This is a genomic window from Streptomyces sp. NRRL S-37 (genome assembly GCF_000721605.1).
Lineage (GTDB): Bacteria > Actinomycetota > Actinomycetes > Streptomycetales > Streptomycetaceae > Streptomyces.
In genome coordinates this window covers 149,318-169,157 of the sequence record NZ_JOIZ01000013.1, presented here as the reverse complement: position 1 = coordinate 169,157, position 19,840 = coordinate 149,318, and the positions used below count along the sequence as shown (strand labels likewise).

The 19,840-nt window shown below is 73.3% G+C and carries 21 protein-coding genes; 12 read left to right on the top strand and 9 right to left on the bottom strand.

Annotation, left to right across the window (positions count from 1 at the left end):
• The first annotated feature begins 69 nt into the window (after positions 1-69).
• The 5 genes from IH50_RS0119775 to IH50_RS0119755 all read left to right on the top strand — a co-directional run bounded on the left by IH50_RS0119775 (position 70) and on the right by IH50_RS0119755 (position 6,096).
• Positions 70-807 carry a beta-phosphoglucomutase family hydrolase gene (locus tag IH50_RS0119775; RefSeq protein ID WP_030863688.1) on the top strand — a complete coding sequence of 246 codons (738 nt, stop codon included), beginning with the start codon at positions 70-72 and terminating at the stop codon, positions 805-807.
• Entirely contained in the window at positions 804-3,062 is a 2,259-nt protein-coding gene (locus tag IH50_RS0119770; protein ID WP_234328204.1) for a glycoside hydrolase family 65 protein, read from the top strand. The genes IH50_RS0119775 and IH50_RS0119770 overlap by 4 nt, the downstream gene beginning before the upstream one ends.
• A gap of 10 nt (positions 3,063-3,072) precedes the next feature.
• A complete protein-coding gene (locus IH50_RS0119765) occupies positions 3,073-4,566 on the top strand; it encodes a hypothetical protein (protein ID WP_030863683.1) in 1,494 nt (497 codons plus the stop codon).
• A 79-nt stretch (positions 4,567-4,645) separates the two neighbouring features.
• Positions 4,646-5,491 (top strand): proteasome subunit beta, encoded by an 846-nt coding sequence (prcB, locus tag IH50_RS0119760; RefSeq protein ID WP_030863679.1) that lies wholly within the window; start codon positions 4,646-4,648, stop codon positions 5,489-5,491.
• Positions 5,492-5,607: 116 nt separating this feature from the next.
• The gene (locus IH50_RS0119755) at positions 5,608-6,096 is read left to right on the top strand and encodes a DUF5709 domain-containing protein (RefSeq protein WP_030863672.1); all 489 of its coding nucleotides are present in this window, start codon (positions 5,608-5,610) and stop codon (positions 6,094-6,096) included.
• Between the two features lie 83 nt (positions 6,097-6,179).
• On the opposite strand, the gene IH50_RS0119750 is transcribed toward IH50_RS0119755, so the two are convergent.
• The 4 genes from IH50_RS0119750 to IH50_RS0119735 form a co-directional block, all read right to left on the bottom strand.
• Entirely contained in the window at positions 6,180-6,401 is a 222-nt protein-coding gene (locus tag IH50_RS0119750; RefSeq protein ID WP_030863665.1) for a hypothetical protein, read from the bottom strand.
• A 184-nt stretch (positions 6,402-6,585) separates the two neighbouring features.
• Complete coding sequence (locus IH50_RS0119745; protein WP_030863663.1) at positions 6,586-7,791, bottom strand: glycoside hydrolase family 64 protein; 1,206 nt, start codon at positions 7,789-7,791, stop codon at positions 6,586-6,588.
• Between the two features lie 316 nt (positions 7,792-8,107).
• Positions 8,108-8,998: a Gfo/Idh/MocA family protein gene (locus IH50_RS0119740; RefSeq protein WP_030863661.1), complete on the bottom strand. Its 891-nt coding sequence runs from the start codon at positions 8,996-8,998 to the stop codon at positions 8,108-8,110.
• Between the two features lie 132 nt (positions 8,999-9,130).
• Positions 9,131-9,544 carry a VOC family protein gene (locus tag IH50_RS0119735; protein ID WP_030863659.1) on the bottom strand — a complete coding sequence of 138 codons (414 nt, stop codon included), beginning with the start codon at positions 9,542-9,544 and terminating at the stop codon, positions 9,131-9,133.
• 212 nt (positions 9,545-9,756) lie between these two features.
• On the opposite strand from IH50_RS0119735, the gene IH50_RS0119730 reads away from it, so the two are divergent.
• The 3 genes from IH50_RS0119730 (at position 9,757) to IH50_RS0119720 (ending at position 13,062) form a co-directional block, all read left to right on the top strand.
• Positions 9,757-10,614 (top strand): aldo/keto reductase, encoded by an 858-nt coding sequence (locus IH50_RS0119730; RefSeq protein WP_030863657.1) that lies wholly within the window; start codon positions 9,757-9,759, stop codon positions 10,612-10,614.
• 124 nt (positions 10,615-10,738) lie between these two features.
• Positions 10,739-12,508 (top strand): ABC transporter ATP-binding protein, encoded by a 1,770-nt coding sequence (locus IH50_RS0119725; RefSeq protein WP_030863655.1) that lies wholly within the window; start codon positions 10,739-10,741, stop codon positions 12,506-12,508.
• 296 nt (positions 12,509-12,804) lie between these two features.
• The gene (locus IH50_RS0119720; RefSeq protein WP_030863653.1) at positions 12,805-13,062 is read left to right on the top strand and encodes a DUF5133 domain-containing protein; all 258 of its coding nucleotides are present in this window, start codon (positions 12,805-12,807) and stop codon (positions 13,060-13,062) included.
• A 13-nt stretch (positions 13,063-13,075) separates the two neighbouring features.
• Here the strand turns inward: IH50_RS0119720 and IH50_RS0119715 are convergent, their stop codons facing one another.
• Positions 13,076-14,035, bottom strand: coding sequence for a GlxA family transcriptional regulator (locus tag IH50_RS0119715; protein WP_037872596.1), 960 nt, complete (start codon positions 14,033-14,035; stop codon positions 13,076-13,078).
• Between the two features lie 188 nt (positions 14,036-14,223).
• On the opposite strand from IH50_RS0119715, the gene IH50_RS0119710 reads away from it, so the two are divergent.
• Both IH50_RS0119710 and IH50_RS0119705 read left to right on the top strand, forming a co-directional pair.
• Positions 14,224-14,697 carry a DUF2269 family protein gene (locus IH50_RS0119710; protein WP_030863648.1) on the top strand — a complete coding sequence of 158 codons (474 nt, stop codon included), beginning with the start codon at positions 14,224-14,226 and terminating at the stop codon, positions 14,695-14,697.
• Between the two features lie 151 nt (positions 14,698-14,848).
• Positions 14,849-15,064: a hypothetical protein gene (locus tag IH50_RS0119705; protein ID WP_030863645.1), complete on the top strand. Its 216-nt coding sequence runs from the start codon at positions 14,849-14,851 to the stop codon at positions 15,062-15,064.
• A 22-nt stretch (positions 15,065-15,086) separates the two neighbouring features.
• On the opposite strand, the gene tgmB is transcribed toward IH50_RS0119705, so the two are convergent.
• The 4 genes from tgmB to IH50_RS0119685 all read right to left on the bottom strand — a co-directional run bounded on the left by tgmB (position 15,087) and on the right by IH50_RS0119685 (position 18,268).
• Positions 15,087-16,070: an ATP-grasp ribosomal peptide maturase gene (gene tgmB, locus IH50_RS0119700; protein ID WP_030863644.1), complete on the bottom strand. Its 984-nt coding sequence runs from the start codon at positions 16,068-16,070 to the stop codon at positions 15,087-15,089.
• Between the two features lie 16 nt (positions 16,071-16,086).
• Positions 16,087-16,278, bottom strand: coding sequence for a putative ATP-grasp-modified RiPP (tgmA, locus tag IH50_RS0119695; RefSeq protein WP_030863642.1), 192 nt, complete (start codon positions 16,276-16,278; stop codon positions 16,087-16,089).
• Between the two features lie 120 nt (positions 16,279-16,398).
• Entirely contained in the window at positions 16,399-16,725 is a 327-nt protein-coding gene (locus IH50_RS0119690) for a YkvA family protein (protein ID WP_030863638.1), read from the bottom strand.
• 418 nt (positions 16,726-17,143) lie between these two features.
• Positions 17,144-18,268, bottom strand: coding sequence for a hypothetical protein (locus IH50_RS0119685; RefSeq protein WP_030863636.1), 1,125 nt, complete (start codon positions 18,266-18,268; stop codon positions 17,144-17,146).
• A 389-nt stretch (positions 18,269-18,657) separates the two neighbouring features.
• Between IH50_RS0119685 and IH50_RS0119680 the strand changes: the two genes are divergently transcribed.
• Entirely contained in the window at positions 18,658-19,059 is a 402-nt protein-coding gene (locus IH50_RS0119680) for a hypothetical protein (protein WP_030863631.1), read from the top strand.
• The gene (locus IH50_RS0119675) at positions 19,056-19,832 is read left to right on the top strand and encodes a hypothetical protein (protein ID WP_030863628.1); all 777 of its coding nucleotides are present in this window, start codon (positions 19,056-19,058) and stop codon (positions 19,830-19,832) included. Before IH50_RS0119680 ends, IH50_RS0119675 begins: the two co-directional genes overlap by 4 nt.
• Positions 19,833-19,840: the final 8 nt, after the last annotated feature.

Genomic DNA, 19,840 nt, shown 5'->3' with positions numbered 1-19,840 from the left:
CGGGCGGTCCGCCGCCATGTGGCCCGCGCCACCCACTGTCCGGCCCCGTACCGGGGAACGGTGTCCCGTATGACGGATCCAGGTCTGCCCGATGACATCCTCGCCTGCCTCTTCGACCTCGACGGCGTCGTCACGAAGACGGCCGTCGTCCACGCGGCCGCCTGGAAGGAGATGTTCGACGCCTTCCTCCGCGAACGGGACGGCGACGCCTTCCGGCCCTTCACCGACGCCGACTACGACGAGTACGTCGACGGCCGCCCGCGCGCCGACGGCGTCCGCACCTTCCTCGCCTCCCGAGGCATCGGACTGCCCGACGGCGAACCCGGCGACCCGCCCGACGCCCGCACCGTGCACGGCCTCGGCAACCGCAAGAACGAACTGCTGCTGGAGAGGATCCGCACCGACGGCGTGGAGGCCTACGACGGCACCCTGCGCTACCTCGCCGCGGTCCGCGCCCGCGGGCTGCGCACCGCGATCGTCTCCTCCAGCGCCAACTGCCGTGACGTCCTGCGGTCGATCGGTGCCGAGGACCTCTTCGACGTCCGGATCGACGGTGTGGTCGCCGCCGAACGCGGCCTGCCGGGAAAGCCGAAGCCCGACACCTTCCTCGCCGCCGCGGCGGATCTCGGCGTCGAACCGTCCCGGGCCGCCGTCTTCGAGGACGCGCTGGCCGGCATGGACGCGGGCCGCGCCGGGAACTTCGGATACGTCGTCGGCGTGGACCGGGTGGGCCAGGCCGACGCGCTGTACGCGCACGGCGCCGACCGGGTCGTGACGGACCTCGCCGAACTCGGAGACGACAAGTGATCACACAGCGGGCGTACGCCGTCGAACCGTGGACCGTGCGCGAACACAGCCTGGACCTCGGCGTCCTGGCCCAGAGCGAGTCCGTGTTCGCGCTGTCCAACGGCCACGTCGGCTGGCGCGGCAACCTCGACGAGGGCGAACCGCACGGCCTGCCCGGCTCCTACCTCAACGGCGTCCACGAACTGCACCCCCTGCCCTACGCCGAAGCCGGCTACGGCTACCCGGAGTCGGGCCAGACGGTCATCAACGTCACCAACGGCAAGGTGATCCGGCTGCTGGTCGACGACGAACCGTTCGACCTGCGCTACGGGCGCCTCGTCAGCCACGAGCGGACCCTGGACCTGCGCCGGGGCGTCCTCGAGCGGGTCTGCGAATGGACCTCCCCGGCAGGCTCCACGGTCCGGGTGCGCTCCACCCGGCTGGTCTCCCTCACCCAACGGGCCGTCGCCGCCGTCGCCTACGAGGTCGAGCCCGTCGACAGCCGCACCCGCGTGGTGCTGCAGTCCGAACTCGTCACCAACGAGAGCCTGCCCGGACCGGACGGCGACCCGCGCGCCGCACGCGCCCTGAAGTCCCCGCTGGAACCCGAGGAGGACTTCGCCGAGGACCACCGGCTTCGCCTGGTCCACCGCACCCGGCGCAGCGGCATCAGGGTCGCGGTCGCCGCCGACCACATCGTCGACGGCCCCGAACGCACCACCACCGGCTGCGAGAGCAACACGGACATGGCCCGGCTCACCGTCACCTCCGTCCTGGAGCCGGGACAGCGGCTGCGGGTGGAGAAGCTCGTCGCCCACGGCTGGTCCGGCGCCCGTTCCCGGCCCGCGATGAGCGACCAGGTGGAGGCGGCGCTGGCGGCCGCCGCGCACAGCGGCTGGCAGGGGCTCCTCGACGAACAACGCTCCTACCTCGACGACTTCTGGGCCCGCGCCGACGTCGAGGTCGACGGCGACGAGGAGATCCAGCAGGCCGTCCGCTTCGCCCTCTTCCACGTCCTGCAGGCCGGGGCCCGCGCCGAACGGCGCGCGATACCCGCCAAGGGGCTGACCGGCTCCGGCTACGACGGTCACGCCTTCTGGGACACCGAGGTGTTCGTGCTGCCCCTGCTGATCTGCACCGCGCCGGACGCCGCCGCCGAGGCGCTGCGCTGGCGGCAGACCACCCTTCCCGTCGCCCGCGAGCGCGCCGCCCAACTCGGCCTGCGCGGAGCCGCGTTCCCCTGGCGCACCATCGAGGGCTCGGAGGGCTCCGCATACTGGCCGGCCGGCACCGCCGCCTTCCACGTCAACGCCGACATCGCCGACGCCGTGGTGCGCTACGTCCAGGCCACCGGCGACGAGCGCTTCGAACGCGACACCGGCGTGGAGCTGCTGGTGGAGACCGCCCGCCTCTGGCGCTCCCTCGGCCACCACGACGACCGGGGCGTCTTCCACATCGACGGCGTCACCGGACCGGACGAGTACAGCGCCGTCGCCGACGACAACACGTACACCAACCTCATGGCCCGCGCGAACCTGCTGGCCGCCGCCGACGCCTGCAAACGCCACCCCGACGCCGCGGCGGCCCTCGGCGTCGACGAGGAGGAGAGCGCCGGCTGGCGGGACGCCGCCGAAGCCGTGCACCTCCCTTACAACGACGAACTCGGCGTGCACGAACAGCACGCGGGCTTCACCCGCTACCAGCGCTGGGACTTCGCCGGCACCCGCGCCGACCAGTACCCGCTGATGCTGCACTTCCCCTACTTCGACCTCTACCGCAAACAGGTGATCAAGCAGGCGGACCTGGTGCTGGCGATGCACACCTGCGCCGGCTACTTCGAGGAGGCCTTCGGCGAGGAGCAGATCGCCCGCGACTTCGCCTACTACGAGCCCCTGACCGTACGGGACTCCTCGCTGTCGGCCTGCGTCCAGGCCGTCCTCGCCGCCCGCACCGGCCACCTGGACCTGGCTCACGCCTACACCGCCGAGGCCGCCCTGATGGACCTCGCGGACCTGGAGCACAACACCCGCGACGGACTCCACATCGCCTCCCTGGCCGGCACCTGGACCGCCCTGGTCGCCGGGTTCGGCGGCATGCGCTGGGACGACGGCAGCCTCCGGTTCGCGCCCCGGCCCGCAGGACGGCCGTATCCCGTCCTGCGGGCCCGCCGCACGCGGGTTAGTTTGTCGGTGATCTCCGGAACGCCGGTTTCCCGGAACCCGTCCTTCAGAGCGCAGGGCCCGTGGGACCCGGGACCCGATGACGCGCGGGAATGAGGGACGGACGATGAGCGACGGCACCGGTGCCCTTCTCACCGGCATACGCAAGCGCGAGCGGCGGGCCGGACCGGGCCCGTCACCGCGCGGCGGCACCCGCCCGCTCGCGGTGCTCGCCGTCGTCTTCACCCTCGCCCAACTCGCCCTGGTCCGCCCCGTGCTGGGCCTCGGCTGGGACGAGATCGTCTACACCAGCCAGGTCACCTCCCACCACCCGGCCGCCTTCTTCAGCGCCCCCCGCTCCCGCGGGGTGTCCCTGCTGGTGGCGCCCGTCGCGTCCTGGTCCGAGTCCACCGTCCTGCTGCGCGTCTACCTCGCCCTGCTCTCCGGCCTCGCCCTCTTCCTGGCCCTGCGCTCCTGGCGCGGCCTGTTCCCCGTCCGGGTCCTGGTCACCGCCGGCGCCTTCTTCGCCTCCCTGTGGATCACGCTCTTCTACGGCCCCCAGGCCATGCCCAACTACTGGGTCGCCGTCGGCGCGCTGACCGCCGTCGGCTGCTTCCTGCGCCACCGCGCGGACCCCTCGTCCGGCGCCCCCCTGTGGGGAGTGGCGGCGGGGGCCGCGCTCATGGCCTGGATGCGGCCCACCGACGCCGTCTGGGCGACGCTCCCGCTCCTCCTCCTCGCCCTGGCCGGCCGGCACGGACGGTCCCTGCTCGCCCTCGCCGGCGGTCTGCTGGCGGGAGGGATCCCGTGGGTGGTCGAGGCGTACACCGCGTTCGGCGGCCTGCGGGAGCGGCTCGCCGAGGCCTCCCGCATCCAGGGCGGCCTCGGCCTGGACATCGCCGTCGACGACCAGCTGCGCAGCCTGGGCGGGCGCGCCCTGTGCCGTCCGTGCACGGGCTCGATGCCCCACCCGGTGATCACCCTGTGGTGGTTCGTCCTGCCGCTGCTCGCCGTCCTCGGACTGGTCGTCGCCGTGCGGGCCCGCCGCACCCTGCGGACCGTGGTGCCGCTGGCCTGCGCCACGACCGTCGCCCTGCCCTACCTGTTCATGATCGAGTACGCGGCGCCCCGCTTCCTCCAGCCCGCCTACGCCCTGCTCGCGATCCCGGTCGCCGACGCGCTGTGGTACCTGGTCACGGCACCGCGCGGAAAGTGGCGGCCGGCCGTCAGGACCCTGGTCGCGCTCGGCCTGGCCGGTCACCTCACGGTGCAGCTGACCGTCCTCGTGCACACCGTGGACCGCAATGTCGACAGCCGCCGGGACTGGGCCCGCACGGCCGGTGACCTGCACCGGCTCGGCGTCCGCCCGCCCTGTCTGATCACCGGCCACGAGGCGATCCCCATCGGCTACTACACCGGCTGCTCCTCCGGCGCGACCGCCGGGAACAACGAGAACACCACGGCCGCCGAGATCCTGCGCACCGCCGGCCGCGTTCCGGTCGCCGCCCTCACCGGGCCCGGCGGCACACCGCCCGGCTACGCCCGCTCCTGGCCTGTCCACCGGATCGGCGGCCTGGAGGCCCGTATCGCCCCGGCGCCCGGCCCGCCCGGCTCCGGCTGACGGCGACGGGTTTCCCGCGCACCCGGTCCAGGTAGGAGTCGACTGTCGGTGCGCGAAGAGGCGACGAGGGGGAGGCGGCATGACGCGGAGCGATCACGAAGGGCGGCTGGGGGAGGAGTTCTTCACCCCGGGCGGCTCGTCCTTCACCAAGTTCCTGGCGGCCCACCGCCCCGAACTGCTGAGCACGCCCGCCCTCCCCGAGGGCATTCGTGCCGAGGAGGTCCCGCACGGCACCACGATCCTCGCCCTCACCTACGCCGACGGCGTACTGGTCGCCGGTGACCGCAGGGCCACCATGGGCAACCTGATCGCCCAGCGCGACCTGGAGAAGGTACTGCCCGCCGACGACCACACCGCCGTCGCGATCGCCGGCTCCGTGGGGACCGCCCTCGACATGATGCGGCTCTACCAGGTCGAACTCGCCCACTTCGAGAAGATCGAGGGCGTCCCGATGACCCTCGACGCCAAGGCGACCCGGCTCGCCGCCATGATCCGCCAGAACCTCGCCCAGGCCATGCAGGGCCTGGCCGTTGTCCCGCTGCTCGCCGGCTACGACACCACCGCGCCCGCAGGAGGACGGGGCCGGATCTTCTCCTACGACGTCGCCGGCGGCCGCTACGAGAAGTACGGCTTCCACGCGGAGGGCTCCGGATCCCCGTACGCCAGGGGCGCCCTCAAGAAGCTCCACCGGCCCGGCATGTCCCGCGACGAGGCCGTCCTGGCCGCCCTGGAGGCCCTCTACGACGCCGCCGAGGACGACTCGGCGACCGGCGGCCCCGATCTCTCCCGCCGTATCTTCCCGGTCGTGTCGGTCATCACCGAGGACGGCTACGAACGGCTCGGCGAGACCGGGATCCGACGGCTGAGCCTCGACGTGGTCGAACGGCGTCGCTCCCGCCCGGACGGCCCGAACGCGCCCCTCTGATTCCTCGCGGGGACCCTTCCTGTCATCACACGCACCGAGGTTAGAGATCGCGTCACGGGAAACGCGGATCTGACACCGAGGCGAACGCGCCGACGCAGCACGACAGGGAGGAAACCATGGGCACCGAGCCGATGGGGGACGACGCCTACCAGCCCACCGGGGGCAACGAGGAGCAGGAGGACGCCGCACCGCTCGACATGCAGGACGCCCTCGACGAACGGACCTACGACGACACCCTCGACGAGGGCTACTCCCCGCCGGAGAAACCGCTCGGCGTGACCAAGCACGGCACCACGGCCGCGGAGCAGCACGACGGGGAGAGCCTCGACCAGCGGCTGGCCCAGGAGGTGCCGGAGGCGTCCGAGCCCGTCGGGGACGCGGTGGGCGACCTCCCCGGCGGCGAGGGCGAGCCGGTCGACCCGGAGGCGGGCACCGGCCGCGCCGGACGCCTGGTCGCCCCGGACGAGGGGGTCCGCACGGACACCACCAAGGAGTCCGTCGCCGAGGACGTCGGCGTCGACGCGGGGGCGGCCGGGGCGGAGGAGGCCGCGATGCACGTCGTGGAGGACGGGACGGTGCTCCCGGAGGACCGGGACAGAACCTGACCCAGGCACGCCGTCGCCGGCCCGGTGCGCGAGCGCACCGGGCCGGCGACGGCGTGCCTGTCCGCGCACGGACGTACGCGGGTTCAGGGCAGCATCTTGTCCAGGGCGGCGGGTCCCTCCTCGTCCAGCTTCCGCCTGGCCCACTCGAGGTTGTGCGGGGTGAGGTCCTTGCCCGAGGCGAGGACGATGTCCTCCGCCGACACATCGGTGCCGGTGCGGGCATGGAGCAGGCTGTCCGGGGTAGCGCGGTCCGCGGACCGCCGGGACGCTTCGGGCTGGGACGCGTCGGGCTGGGACGTCGACATCTTCTGGCTCCTCGGGTCCGGATCGCTGGAGCGGCCCCGGTGCTGTCATCGGGTCCGATGTCCACCATTCAACGCGGGAGCCCGCCGTGCATCCGGAACGCTCGCGGCACCGCGGTGAAGGGCCGCTCCTCCTGGCTGCCGGGGTACCTTCCCCGGCCCGCGGGAAACCTGCTCCCCGAGCCGCCTAGAAGGGCGAGAGCGTCAGCCGCAGGCCCGTGGGCGCCGTGTCCTGGATGTACGAGGCGAAGTCGGCCACGTCGTCGAAGGCGAAGCCGTACGCCTTGCCGTCCTCGGTGGCCGTGTGGATCGCCTTGGAGTAGTGGTTGGTGAGCTCGGTCCGGTAGAAGACCGAGGCGTCGGCCGTCGGCTGGTCGGGGTGGCTGAGCAGCGTCGAGCGGTTGAAGCCGGCGCCCAGCACGGCGGCGACCGGGCCGGTCGTGCCGTCGTTGGGGGCGGCGAGGGCGCCGTCGCAGAAGAGGACGTCCCGCGTGGAGGGCTTGCCGAAGGAGACCTGGGCGGGCCCGTCGAAGGTGAACCGCTCGCCGCGCACCCGGCCGGTGAAGGTGCCGGCGTTGGTGGTGACCTTGAGGTCCCGGCCGGTGTAGGTGCTCCACACCTCGTCGATGTACGGGGCGAAGTAGTCCTTGGCGAACAGCCCGGCGTCCAGACCGTGGCCGGGGGCGATGATCCGGGTGTCGTCCACGACGAGCCGGGAGAACGCCTCCACCCGCTTGACGGCGGCGAACGCCGCTGCGCGCCCGCCCTCGCGGACGGTGCCCGTCGTCTGGTCCTTGGCGCCGGTGAGCCGGATGCCCATCGGCACGCTGAACATGTCGACCATGGTCGTGTTGCAGAACATGCCCGAGGAGTTGTACGTGAACTCGGCGCAGTCGTGCAGCACGCCGTAGTTGGGGTCGGAGGTGACCCAGCCGGCCGGGTACTGCAGCGCCGCGTTGCCGTTGCCGTCCGTGACGACCTTGAACTTGAGCTTCGCGCCGAGGGAGACGTAGATCCGGCCGGACATGTACGGCAGGGACAGTTTGGTCTCGCCGCTGCCGGCCAGGTCGATCGCGTAGTCGGTGAAGCCGTCGGGGCCGTTGTCGGAGGCGGCGACCGGGGCGACGGTGCCCTCCGGGGTGACCCTGACCTGACGGCCGTCCACGTTGCCCACGATGTAGAGGTGCACGCTCGCGTTGCCGAAGGAACCGCTGTTGTTGACGATCGTCAGCGGCAGGGCCCCCGCCGCCGCCGTACCGGCCTTCTGCCCGCCGGACTGGTCCGCGAGGGCGTACGGGGCGATCACCGCCGCCGCGGGGATGGCCACGGCGGCTCCGCCGAGGGCGAAGAGGACCTTGCGGCGGCCGAGGTTGCGCTGATGACGGGGGCTCATGTGGGGGATCTCCAGGGTGCTCGTGCGGGTTCCTGACCGCGCCGGCCCGCCGACGTGGGGGAGGAGACCTGGAGAGAGCGCTCTCAGGCGGTACGTCGGGAGCGGCGCGTGCCACCGATGGTAGGGACGGCCGCGGCCCCCGCCAATGGTCCGACTTGTCCATGAAATCGCTCTGACCTGCGGTTACGCAGGGAACTGGCGAGGGCCCCACGATCACTTAACCGGTCTTTAAGGGCCGCTTAAGCCGGCCGGGGCCGAAAGCCACGGAGTGCGTCGGGAGCGCTCCGTTGCGCAGCCGTCCGGCAGGGGTCTGCCGTCAGCGGGCCCCGCCGTCCAGCCGCGCCTCCGCCGCGGCCAGGATCTCCGTCACCCGGAGCGCGAACGCCGCGTCGCAGGGATGGGGGGTGCCGGTACCGGCCGCGGTGAGGAGGGCGTCCGCGGCCCGGGTGAGCGCCGGCACCGCGCCCTCGGAGGCCTCCGGGAGGAAGGTGACGCCCGCCGTGCCCCGGAGCTCGACCATGGCGCCGGCCGCGGCCGGGGGAGCGGTCAGGCTCAGGGTGAGGCTGCTCGACGCGCCGCCCGCGTGGTCGAGGACCAGGTGGACGGTGTCGCCGGGACCGTACGCCGCCGCGGTCACCCGCCGCGGTGCGCCGAGCACCGGGAGCAGGACGGACAGGGCGTGCGGGCCGACGTCCCACAGGGCGCCCTTCTCCCGTCGCCACGCGGAGGCGGCGAAGGGATCGCCGTCGGAGGTGAACACCGCCCCGAGCCACTGCGCGCGCCCGGTGAACCAGCCGCCCACGCGCGCCTGTTCGGCGATCCACGCCTCCGGTTCCGGCTGGAAGCGGGTGGTGAAGAAGACCACGGACGCGACCCCCGCCTCCTCGGCCGCCCCGACCACCGCGCGTCCCTGCGCGACGGTCGGCGCGAGCGGCTTGTCGAGCAGCAGGTGGCACCCGGCCCGCGCCGCGCGCACCGCCAGCTCCGCCTGCACCGCGGGCGGCAGCGCGACGGCGACGGCGTCCACGTCGGCGAAGAGCGCGTCGACGTCGTCGTACGCCCGGGTACCGTGCAGAGCGGCCAGCTCCTCGGCGGCCTCGGGCCGGCGGCCCCACACCCCGGCGAGTTCGAGGTCCGGGTGCCCGCTCAGCGCGGGGGCGTGGGCCGCCCGCGCCCAGGGTCCGGTGCCGAGCAGTCCGATCCGCATCCCGCCGCCTCTCCCGGTGCGGCGACCGCCGCCCGGCCGGTGTCCCGGCGCGCCCCGCCGGCACGCTCCGGTCGGTACGGTGGTCCCCGCCGGAACGTCCTGTCAACGGCCGCTCGCCACGAGGCGCGGGGCTCAGTCCGCGGGCTGGTTGATGTTGACCATCCAGGGGATGCCGAAGCGGTCCGTGCACATCCCGAACACGTCCCCCCACATCTGCTTCTCCAGCGGTACGGCCACCGAGCCGCCGTCGGACAGCTTCTCCCAGTAGCCGCGCAGTTCGGTCTCGTCCTCGCCGCTGACGCTCACGGCGAAGTTGTTCCCCGGGGTGTACGTCATGCCCGGCGGCATGTCGGCGCCCATGAGGGTGAAGCCGGCCGCGCTCGTCAGCATGCCGTGCATGATCTTGTCGGCGTTGTCGGTTCCGGGCCGGCCGAAGTCGCCGTACGTGTTGAGCCGCAGCCGGCCGCCGAAGACCTCCTTGTAGAACTCCAGCGCGTGCCGCGCGTTCCCGTCGAAGCTGAGATACGGGTTGAGGAGCGAGGTCATGATTACCTCCCGGAACGTCCGCGAAGAGCCGGCTGCGCGCAGCGTAACGCCGGGCACCGGCACCCGCGCGGCGGCGGTGCCGAGGGCGGGGCCCCGATTCAGTGCCCCGGCCGCTGAATGCGTTCGCTTTCTTCTATTGGATTTCGGACCGTGCGGGGACCAGGCTGGTACGCGCTTTCCGAGACCGTGAGACGACAGCCGGAAGAGGTCACATGCACACCCGCCGTATCGGTGATGTCGAGGTCGGCGCCGTCGGCCTGGGTGCCATGCCCATGTCGATCGAGGGGCGCCCGGACGAGACCCGCTCCCTGGCCACCCTGCACGCCGCGCTGGACGCCGGCGTCACCCTGATCGACACCGCGGACTCCTATCACCTGCACGCCGGCGAGACCGGCCACAACGAGACCCTGATCGCCAAGGCCCTCGCCTCCCACGACCGGGGCGGCGACGTCCTGGTCGCCACCAAGGGCGGTCATCTGCGCCCCGGCGACGGCAGCTGGACCCAGGACGGCAGCCCCGGGCACCTGAAGCGGGCGTGCGAGGCGTCCCTGCGCCGGCTCGGCGTGGAGGCCATCGGGCTCTACCAGTTCCACCGGCCCGACCCCCGCGTCCCCTACGCCGAGTCCGTCGGCGCGCTGCGCGAACTGCTGGACGAGGGGAAGATCCGCATGGCCGGCATCTCCAACGCCGACCCGGAGCAGATCCGGCAGGCCCGCGAGATCCTCGGCGGCCGGCTGGTCTCCGTGCAGAACAAGTTCTCCCCGGCCTTCCGCTCCAGTGAGCCGGAGCTGCGCCTGTGCGACGAGCTCGGCATCGCGTTCCTGCCCTACAGCCCGTTCGGCGGCATCGCCCGGGCCGGTGAGCTCGCCTCGGCCCACGCCCCGTTCGCACGGGTCGCCCGGGCGCGCGGGGTGAGCGCGTACCAGGTGTGCCTGGCGTGGATGCTCGCCAGGTCGCCGGTCGTCGTCCCCATTCCGGGCGCGAGCCGGCCGGAGTCGGTCCGTGACTCGGCGGGCGCCGCCGACCTCGTCCTGACGGCCGAGGAGATCGCGGAGCTGGACGCCGGCTGAGTCCGCACCCCGCCCGTCCCAGGCGCCGGACGCCGGGGCGGGCACCCGCGCGCCCTGGTGCACTCCTGGCGCACGGGTGTAGAAAGCGCTTGCTGAAGAAAGTCACAGGGGAGGACCACCACCCATGGCGTCGTCGCTGGAAAGACCGCTCGACCACCGCTACCGCGGCGAGCATCCGGTCCGCACCCTCGCCTATCTGTTCCGCGCCGACCGCGGCCGGCTCGCCGCCGCCGTCGGCGTCTTCACGGTCAAGCACAGCCCGGTCTGGCTGCTGCCGCTGATCACCGCGTCCATCATCGACACCGTCGTGCAGCACCAGCCGATATCCCGGCTGTGGACCAGCACCGGCGTCATCATGTTCATCCTGCTGGTCAACTACCCGCTGCACGTGCTGTACGTCCGGCTGCTGTACGGCAGCGTCCGCCGCATGGGCACCGCCCTGCGCTCCGCGCTGTGCACCCGCATGCAGCAGCTCTCCATCGGCTACCACTCCCGCGTCAGCGCCGGCGTGCTCCAGGCCAAGGTCGTCCGGGACGTGGAGACCGTCGAGCAGATGGTGCAGCAGACCGCGGAGAACGGGCTCGGCGCGCTCACCGTCCTCACCGGCGGACTCGTCATCATCGCGGTCCGCACCCCCGAGTTCCTCCCCGTCTTCCTGATCGTCGTGCCCGCCGCCGCCCTGCTCGTCGCCAGGCTGCGGGCCAGACTGCGCACCCACAACGAGCACTTCCGCCACGAGGTGGAGACGCTGTCCTCCCGGGTCACGGAGATGACCCGGCTCATCCCCGTCACCCGCGCCCACGGCCTGGAGGGCAAGGCGCTGCGCCGGATGAACGGCACCCTGAACCGGCTGCTCACCTCCGGGAACCGGCTGGACCTGGTCAACGGCCGGTTCGGCTCGCTGGCCTGGGTCGTCCTCAACGTCGTCGGCGTGAGCGTGCTGGCCGGCGCGGCCCTCATCTCGTACTACGACGTCTGGGGCGTCACCGCCGGCGACGTGGTGATGCTCAGCGCCTTCCTGACCACGCTCACCAACTCCACCACCACGCTCGCGGGACTGGCCCCGGTCATCACCAAGGGCCTGGAGTCCGTCCGCTCGGTCGGCGAGGTCCTCCAGGCCCCCGAACTGGAGGACAACGAGGGCAAGGCGGAGGTCGGCGGAGTGCGCGGCGCGATCACCTTCGAGGGCGTCGGCCACGCGTACGAGAGCGACGGGCGCCCCGCCGTGCGCGACTTCACCCTCGACGTCGCCCCGGGCGAGACCGTCGCGCTCGTCGGCGCCTCCGGGGCGGGCAAGTCCACGGTGCTCAACCTGGTCATCGGCTTCATCCGTCCGACCTCCGGCCGGCTGCTGCTCGACGGCACCGACATGAACGGCCTCGACCTGCGCACCTACCGGCGCTTCCTGTCCGTGGTGCCCCAGGAGTCGATCCTGTTCGACGGCACCGTCCGGGAGAACGTCGCCTACGGCATGGACGACGCCGACGAGGAGACGGTACGGGCCGCGCTGCGCGACGCCAACGCGCTGGAGTTCGTCGACCGGCTGCCCCAGGGCCTCGACACCCTCGTCGGGGAGCGCGGCGCCCGGCTCTCCGGCGGGCAGCGCCAGCGGCTCGCCATCGCCCGCGCGCTGATCCGGGACCCGAAGGTGCTGGTCCTGGACGAGGCGACCTCGGCGCTCGACACCCGCTCGGAGGCGCTGGTGCAGGAAGCCCTCGCCCGGCTGCTGCGCGGACGCACCACGTTCGTCGTGGCGCACCGCCTCTCCACCGTGCGCGGCGCCGACCGGATCGTGGTGATGGCGGACGGCCGCATCCAGGAGATCGGCACCCACGAGGACCTGCTGCGCCGGGGAGGGGCGTACACGGCACTGCACAGCGGCCAGGCGGCCTGACCACCCCGGCACCCACCGCCGGCCGACGGGCTCCGCCACGACCGGGCCCGTGCGGCCTTGGGGGACGGGCGCTTCGCCGTGTCCGGGCCCGTTCGGGTGGCCAGAACCGGAAGGGGGTCCGGGGCGTGGCCCCGGGGACGGGACGGGAAGGGGCGGCGGGGGCGGAAGGCGCTTGGCTTCGTACCGTCGCGGTCAAGATGCGAGTGGTTTCGGTCAATTGTGGCCACATGGGCACATGGGATGAGTGCTTCCGCCTGGTCCGGGCATACGCAGCGAAAACCAGAGAGGGGCGCTTCGTGCTCGGACCGGACCCGAAGGTCGTCAGACGGCTGCTGACGCGGTACGCGACACTGCGGATAGCCCAGGCGGAACGGTATTCGTCGGCGGCGGCGCGCGAACTGGAGGAGGTCGGCGCCACGCTCTGCGGGATGACGGGGGCGTCCCGCGTCCGCGACGCCATCGCGCTGGCGGACGACCTGCTCGACCGGGCGCGGCCCGCGGCCGGCCGGACCCTGGAGGCGGACGGGGAGAGCGGCCTGCCCCTGGCCGTCTGAGCCACCGGCCCGCTCACCCTTTCACCCGCCGCCCGTTGAACGACAAGCGGTACGCGTACGGCGTCGTGCCCACGACCTTGCGGAACCGCTCGCGGAACGCCGTGGGCGAACCGAACCCGGCCTGCCGGGCGATCCGCTCGACCGTGTGGTCGCTGTTCTCCAGCAGGTACTGCGCGCGCCGCACCCGCGCCCGCAGCAGCCACTGCAACGGCGTGGTGCCCGTCTGCTCACGGAACCGGCGGCTGAAGGTGCGCTCGCTCATGCCGGCGCGCGCCGCCATCGCCCCGAGGGTGACCTCGTGCGTCAGGTTGTCCTCGATCCAGTCCAGCAGCGGTTCCAGATCCGACCCACGGGGCACGGGCGGGTGCTCGTGCACGATGAACTGGGCCTGGCCGCCCTCCCGTTCCAGCGGCATCACCGACATCCGGGCGGCGTCCGCGGCCACGGCCGACCCCAGGTCCCGGCGGATCATGTGCAGGCACATGTCCAGCGCCGCGGCGGCGCCGGCCGAGGTGAGGATCTGCCCGTTGTCGACGTAGAGCACGTCCGGCTGCACGTCGACGTCCGGGAAGGCGCGGGCGAGCTGTCCGGCGGCCACCCAGTGCGTGGTGGCGCGCAGCCCGTCCAGCAGCCCGGCCTCCGCCAGCACGAACGCGCCCACGCACACCGAGGCGATCCGGGTGCCCGCCGCGGCCGCCTCGCGCAGCGCCGCGAGCACGGCGGGGGAGGGCGGGGGCGCGCCCTCGGCACGGCCCGGGACGATGATCGTGTCGGCGTCCGCCAGCGCCTGGAGCCCGCGGTCGACGCGCAGGGTGAAACCGCCGTCCGCGAGCACCTCCGGCCGCTCGGCGCACAGCCGGACCCGGTAGGGACGGCGGCCGTCGGGCAGCCGCGTCCAGTCGAAGACCTGCAGGGGCGCCGCCATGTCGAACGGCACCACCCCATCGAGAACCAGGATCGCCACGGAGTGCATGACCGCCACGATAGGCGGATTCCCGCCACCCGCCGGAACCGGGGCGACGGGGAGGTGACGCGGCATGAGCCGAGCTGAGCGGTGTTGGCGGGAACCCGTCGGAACCTGTCGATCCAGCCTCTGGGTGATCACCCGGCGGGCTCCTAACGTGAGCCCGGCACCGCCGATCACACATGGAAAGAGTCCCGGTGACCAAGCTCCTGCTGTCCCTCCACGTCCTGGCCGCCATCGTCGCCGTCGGTCCCGTCACCGTCGCGGCCAGCATGTTCCCGCCGGCCGCGCGCCGCGCCGTCCCGGCGGAGACCGACGGATCCGCCACGGCGGACGTGTCCACCGTCACACTGCTCCACCGTATCTGCGGGGTCTACGCCCGCCTGGGGATCGCGGTGCCCGTCCTCGGCCTCGCCACCGCCCTGGCGATGGGCGTCCTGGACGACGGCTGGCTCGTCACCTCGATCGGCCTCACCGCGGCCGCCGCCGGGGTCCTGCTCGCCTTCGTGCTGCCCCGGCAGGAGGAGATCGTCGAACGGCTGGGCGAGGGCCGGCCCGTCGACCGGCAGGGTACGGTGCGACTCGCCATGTTCACCGGGGTGTTCAACCTGCTGTGGGCGGCCGTCACCGTTCTGATGATCGTCCGCCCCGGCTCCACGACGGGTGCCTGATCGCCCGGTATGCCCGGAGTGTGACGTACTTCCGTAATCCCCGTTCCGTGGTCCGTCGTACCGGGGAATTCCCCCTTGAGGATGGTCGGCCGCCTAGACTCTGCACTCGCGTCCCGCATCGGGGCCGACGAGCAGAAAGGCACGTTGACGGGTGTTCCAGGATTCCCCCATCTACGACCGACTCATCGCGGAGTGCGGCGACGTGCCCGCACAGGTACGCCGCGAGGCCGAACGCGTGAGCAGGGAGCTGGAGCTGGTCATGCGGCCCCTGCAGTCCCCCGGTTACGCCCCCGGCCTCGACCGGCCGCACTCCCCGGGCAACGGCTGGCAGCGCACCGCCCTGCTGCCGGGGCCGCGGCCGCACTGAGCCCCGCGCGGTGACGGTCCCCTCACCGCACCGTGCTGCCCGCCTCGTCGAGCTCGGCGGGTTCGTCGGGAAGGGGGCGGGACAGCCACTCGGCGATGCTCCGGGCGATCGGCTGCCCCGTCTCCACCTCCACGAACCCGAACTGCCCCGACTGGTTGCACTCCAGGAACCACCAGGTCCCGTCGGCGTCCTCGGCGAAGTCGAAAGCGCCGTACGCCAGCTCGGACCGGCGCAGATACGCGCGTACGGCGTCGGCGGTGCGCGCCGGGACCTCGACCGGCTCCCAGGGCGACCCGGGGGCGGCGAAACGCACGTCCACCTCCTCCGGATCCGCGTCCGGCCGCGTCGTCTTGCGGGCCGCCAGCAGCCGCTCGCCCACCGCGGTGAGACGGATGTCGGCCCGCTTGGCGATCCGCCGCTGCAGCAGCGTCGGCCCGAACGCGACCGCGGAGAAGTCCGTGTCCGGCGCCACCCTGCTGGTCGGCACCGCCCGCGGCGGGTCCTGCGGATGCGACCCCGACACCGGCTTGACCACCAGATCCGGGAAGCGCTCGGCGAACTCCCGCGCGGCACGCGGGAACGTGGTGATCAGCGTGGCCGGCACGGGCAGGCCGCAGCGCTGGGCCAGCCGCAGCTGCCACGGCTTGTGGCGGGCCTGCCGGGCCGCGTCCGGATGGTTCATCCAGCGCGCGTCACAGCCGCGCAGCATGCCGTAGAGCGCCTGCGAGGCCTCCTCGGTCAGCCACGCGGACGGCTGCGGCGCGCGCCCGGCCGGCGTGCCGGGCCGGCGCACCCACACGGACCGCAGCCCGCCGATGCTGACCAGTCGCCCGCCGGCGGACAGATGGCCGCGGAAGCGGCCGTGGACGTACTCGCCGGACAGCGAGACACCGTCCGTCAGATCGGCGGGGTCGAGACGCACCACCGGCACACCGGAGCCGTTCAGATGGACGACCACCATGTCGGCGGTCACGTCCTCCTCACCGGTGAGGATCAGCACGGTCATCGTCTACGGTCCGCGTTCAGTCGTCGAAGTGGGTCTTGGAGCCCGCGGTGGACGTCGTCGTCCCCAGCTCGCGCAACAGCGCGTGATCACAGGCTGCGATCCGCCCGTCGCCGAATACGTTCAACTGCAGTCCGGAGTCATACGCGTACGGAGTGGCAACGGCCAACTCCACTGCCGGACGTGCGTAGTTGAGCGCGAACGGTTGCATCGTCTCTCCCTCGTCGGTGCTGCGCCGAGCAGGCAACGGCCCGCTGTGCGCCGTCGCTTGGTCCGCCGACTTCTTTTGGCTTCCAGAGACTTATACGAATCGAACGGGTGGTTGGTTTCCTCACGGAGCGTAATCATCGGCGGGTCGCCCGCGGCCCCGCCGGAGGGGCGCTCCAGGGGCCCGGGCGCCGGAGGAACCCCGCATGGTGCGCAGGGCCAGCAGGAGAACGCCCATGTCGTCCAGCCAGACCGGATCGGGCAGCAGATCGGCCGGCAGCACCAGGTAGAGGACCGCGCCCCAGAACACCCAGCGGGGCCCCGTGGGCAGGCCGGCGTGACGCAACTCACGCCGCGTGCGCACCAGGCGTACCAGGACGGCGACGGCGCCGGCCAGCATCACGGCCGCGAGGGCCGCGGCGACGACGAGCACCACGGTGGTCTTCTCCAACGGACCGCCCTCCTCCTGGGACCCGTGACCCGTGCCGCGGTCTCACCGGCGACACGGCCCGCACTGAGTGGATTCCCGCTCGCGACGCCGGTATGGCGGCCGGGACCGGCCATGCGCGCACACGTCCGATGCCCCGCGAGCTCCGTGCGGAACACCGGATCGCCGCAGGTCACCCCGGTGGCGCAACCGAGTGGCGGTGAAGGACGGGGCGCCCGGAAACGGCCACCGGAGGACGTCACCGCGCTGGAGCGCCCGCCGGACCACCCGCGGGCCGTGGACGAGGCGCCGCGCGCCGCGCGCCACCGGGACCGGCCGGTGGAGGACATCGCCCTCCTTCTTCCGGCCCTCCGCAGCACGCCGAGTGACCTCGCGTCCCGCTCCGACGCGGCGCACCCCATGAACGACGTACCGGAAGCGCCTAGTCGTCCGGCGCGTGCTCCGGCGCCGGCTCCCCGGAGGCGGGGGCGGGACGACGCGCCCTGCCGCCGACCTTGAAGCGCTCCAGAGTACGGATCAGAGGAGACGGCACCCGAGGCGCGGGAGCCTCCCCCGCACCCAGGACCCCGGCGGATTCCCGGTACACGGCCAACGCCTCATGTGCACGCTCCGCCGCCTCCCGGTACAGATCCCGGGACTTCGTCATCGCCTCCAGCGCCTCGGCGTACATCGCCACCAGCGCCCGCTCCCGGACGAGTTCCTCCTCCGTCGTCAGCAGACGCCACTCCTCCCGCAGCGCCGTCAGCGCCTCCTGTGCCCCCTCCGGCAGTACGCGCGGCAGCGCGTCGTACCGGGTCACGGCCTCCACGAGGTCGACCGGTTCCGTGCCGTCCAGGAACACCGCGCGCACGGCGAAGGCACCGGCGTCGTAGCCCTCGGGCGCCGGGCTGCGGGGCAGCACCACCGCGCCCCCGCGCGGAACCTCCACGCCGAACTCCCGCAGCGCCCAGTTCGCCACCCGCAACTGCTGGGGAGCGGCCCGGTGCTCCACCACCCGGTCCCGCAGCCCCGGCGGCAGCCAGCGCGCGAGCGGTACCCGGCCGCGCTCGTCCGTGGTCATCGCCTCATGGACGACGACATGGACGTGCCACGGGTCGCGCACGCAGGCGCGCAGCAGCCGTCGTACGTCCTTGTCGTCCTCGGGCAGCGGATTGATCACGCCCGGCCGCGCTCCCGTCACCGGGTCGGCGTTCCACTCCGGGTCCGGATCCGACGGCCAGAACATGGCGGCCGGGGACGGCCAGGAGGGGTCCCAGGGCTGCTCCGCCTCGGCGACCAGGAGCCAGTCCCGGCCCGCGTCCGTGCCGGGCGCGAGGCACAGCCGGGCGCGCACGGTGACCTCGCCCGCGACGCGCGTCCGGGCTTCGAACACCAGGTCGGGGGCGGTGTCCGGTGCGGGGAGTTCCAGGAAGTCGTCGATGTCCCGGCCGGCCTTGAGCCAGTGCAGGGTGTGCCGGATCGCCGTGTCGGGCGTGGGACCGGCGTGGCGGCCGCGGGCCAGCCAGACGGTGGGAGGCAGGGCGGGGTGGGCTGAGGAGGTCGGCATGGGTCCAGTCGTGAGCGGGGGCACGTGCTTCTGCCAGTATCGTCGTGGCCGGACGGAGGGCCGAGCCGGGGTTCCGCCGGTCGGCGTGTCGTGCGCGGGGTGTGCGCGGCGCGCACCCGGTGACAGCGGTTCACCCGTGGTCCCGGCGGCGGGACCGTGACCATCATGGGTGCCGCGGGCGGGGCCGGCCCGCCATCCGCACCGGGGCCGGCCCCGCCCGCACCCCGCCCCGGCGGTGGTCCGGCGGCAAAAGCCCGGACCCTACCAGCGGCGCACCACCCCTGTCGCATATTCCCCAGGAAAACGCCAAAGCTCTCACCTCGGTCGAGCACACACCGTAGCGTCGACGTCACGTTCGCGGTACAGCCGTGCGAGAAGGGGGATCCGGCGTGCCCGGAATCGACGAGAGCCTGCTGGAAGCCATGCGACTGCCGGGGGTGCGCGGTGCCCTGGTGGTCGACTGGATCAGCGGGCTCGCCCTGGGGGCGGTGGGCGAGGCACCCGGGGAGGACGTGGAGGCCACGGCCGCGGAGACCGCCGAACTGGCCCGCCTGGCCATGGAGAGCGGCACCCTCGCGTCCACCGACGGCGGCGGGGCCGGGACGGGCGGGGAACCGCCCGTCGACGACCTGATCCTCACCACCGCCGACGCGTACCACCTCCTGCGCTTCGTCGTCACGACCTTCGACAGCACGGTGTTCCTGTACCTCTGGCTCGACCGCGCCGACGGCAACCTCGCCCTGGCCCGGATACGGCTGGCCGACATGGCGGACCGGCTGGTGCTCGGATGACCGCGGCGTGCACCGGCGAAACCGCACCGGAACTGCTCGGCACCCTCGCGGCCGACCACGCCACCGGGGCGCTCTCCACGGAGTCCGGGGTCTTCTACCTCTCGGCCGGACGCGTCGTCCACGTCGAGTCCGCGTACAGCCCCGACCTCGGCGACCTGCTCACCCGCAGCGGCGCGGTCGCCCCGGCCGGCTGGTGGGAAGCCGTCGAACGGGCCGGGGCCCGGCACCGCGTCGGCCGCCAGCTGGTCGACAGCGGGCGCCTCACCACCGGCGCGCTGGAACTGTGCCATCTGGGCGCCCTGTTCGACGCGGCGTACTTCGCGCTCGCCCACGACTGCGCCGCGCTCCGCTTCCGCCCCGGAGTCGCGCACTGGTTCGGCGCGGTCCGCCCCGTACCCGTGGCGGCCGTGCTCGGCGAGTCACGGCGCCGCCGCGACCTGCTGCACCGCATCTGGCCCGACCCGGCCGTCGACACCGCCCCGCTCACCCGCGTGCCCGGCACCGACCCCGCCGAACTGCCGCCCCGCCGCGCCCGCACCCTCGCCCAGGTCGACGGCGCCCGCACCGCCGCACAGATCGCCGCGGCCCTCGCCCACCGCACCTTCCACACCCTCGTCGAACTGCGCCGCCTGGCCGCCGGCGGACTGGTCACCCCCGCGCCGCCCCCGCCCGCCACGCCCGTCCACGCCGTCCCCGACGCGGGCGGCGCGGCGTGGGACGAGCCCGACACAGCACTGCTGAGACGGCTCCTGGACGCCTTGGAGGCACTGTGATCCGCGCG

Coding starts and splice junctions, on each gene's coding strand:
- IH50_RS0119775 (WP_030863688.1), top strand. CDS start 70: ATGACGGATCCAGGTCTGCCCGATGACATCCTCGCCTGCCTCTTCGAC.
- IH50_RS0119765 (WP_030863683.1), top strand. CDS start 3,073: ATGAGCGACGGCACCGGTGCCCTTCTCACCGGCATACGCAAGCGCGAG.
- prcB (WP_030863679.1), top strand. CDS start 4,646: ATGACGCGGAGCGATCACGAAGGGCGGCTGGGGGAGGAGTTCTTCACC.
- IH50_RS0119755 (WP_030863672.1), top strand. CDS start 5,608: ATGGGCACCGAGCCGATGGGGGACGACGCCTACCAGCCCACCGGGGGC.
- IH50_RS0119750 (WP_030863665.1), bottom strand. CDS start 6,401: ATGTCGACGTCCCAGCCCGACGCGTCCCAGCCCGAAGCGTCCCGGCGG.
- IH50_RS0119745 (WP_030863663.1), bottom strand. CDS start 7,791: ATGAGCCCCCGTCATCAGCGCAACCTCGGCCGCCGCAAGGTCCTCTTC.
- IH50_RS0119740 (WP_030863661.1), bottom strand. CDS start 8,998: ATGCGGATCGGACTGCTCGGCACCGGACCCTGGGCGCGGGCGGCCCAC.
- IH50_RS0119735 (WP_030863659.1), bottom strand. CDS start 9,544: ATGACCTCGCTCCTCAACCCGTATCTCAGCTTCGACGGGAACGCGCGG.
- IH50_RS0119730 (WP_030863657.1), top strand. CDS start 9,757: ATGCACACCCGCCGTATCGGTGATGTCGAGGTCGGCGCCGTCGGCCTG.
- IH50_RS0119725 (WP_030863655.1), top strand. CDS start 10,739: ATGGCGTCGTCGCTGGAAAGACCGCTCGACCACCGCTACCGCGGCGAG.
- IH50_RS0119715 (WP_037872596.1), bottom strand. CDS start 14,035: ATGCACTCCGTGGCGATCCTGGTTCTCGATGGGGTGGTGCCGTTCGAC.
- tgmB (WP_030863644.1), bottom strand. CDS start 16,070: ATGACCGTGCTGATCCTCACCGGTGAGGAGGACGTGACCGCCGACATG.
- tgmA (WP_030863642.1), bottom strand. CDS start 16,278: ATGCAACCGTTCGCGCTCAACTACGCACGTCCGGCAGTGGAGTTGGCC.
- IH50_RS0119685 (WP_030863636.1), bottom strand. CDS start 18,268: ATGCCGACCTCCTCAGCCCACCCCGCCCTGCCTCCCACCGTCTGGCTG.
- IH50_RS0119675 (WP_030863628.1), top strand. CDS start 19,056: ATGACCGCGGCGTGCACCGGCGAAACCGCACCGGAACTGCTCGGCACC.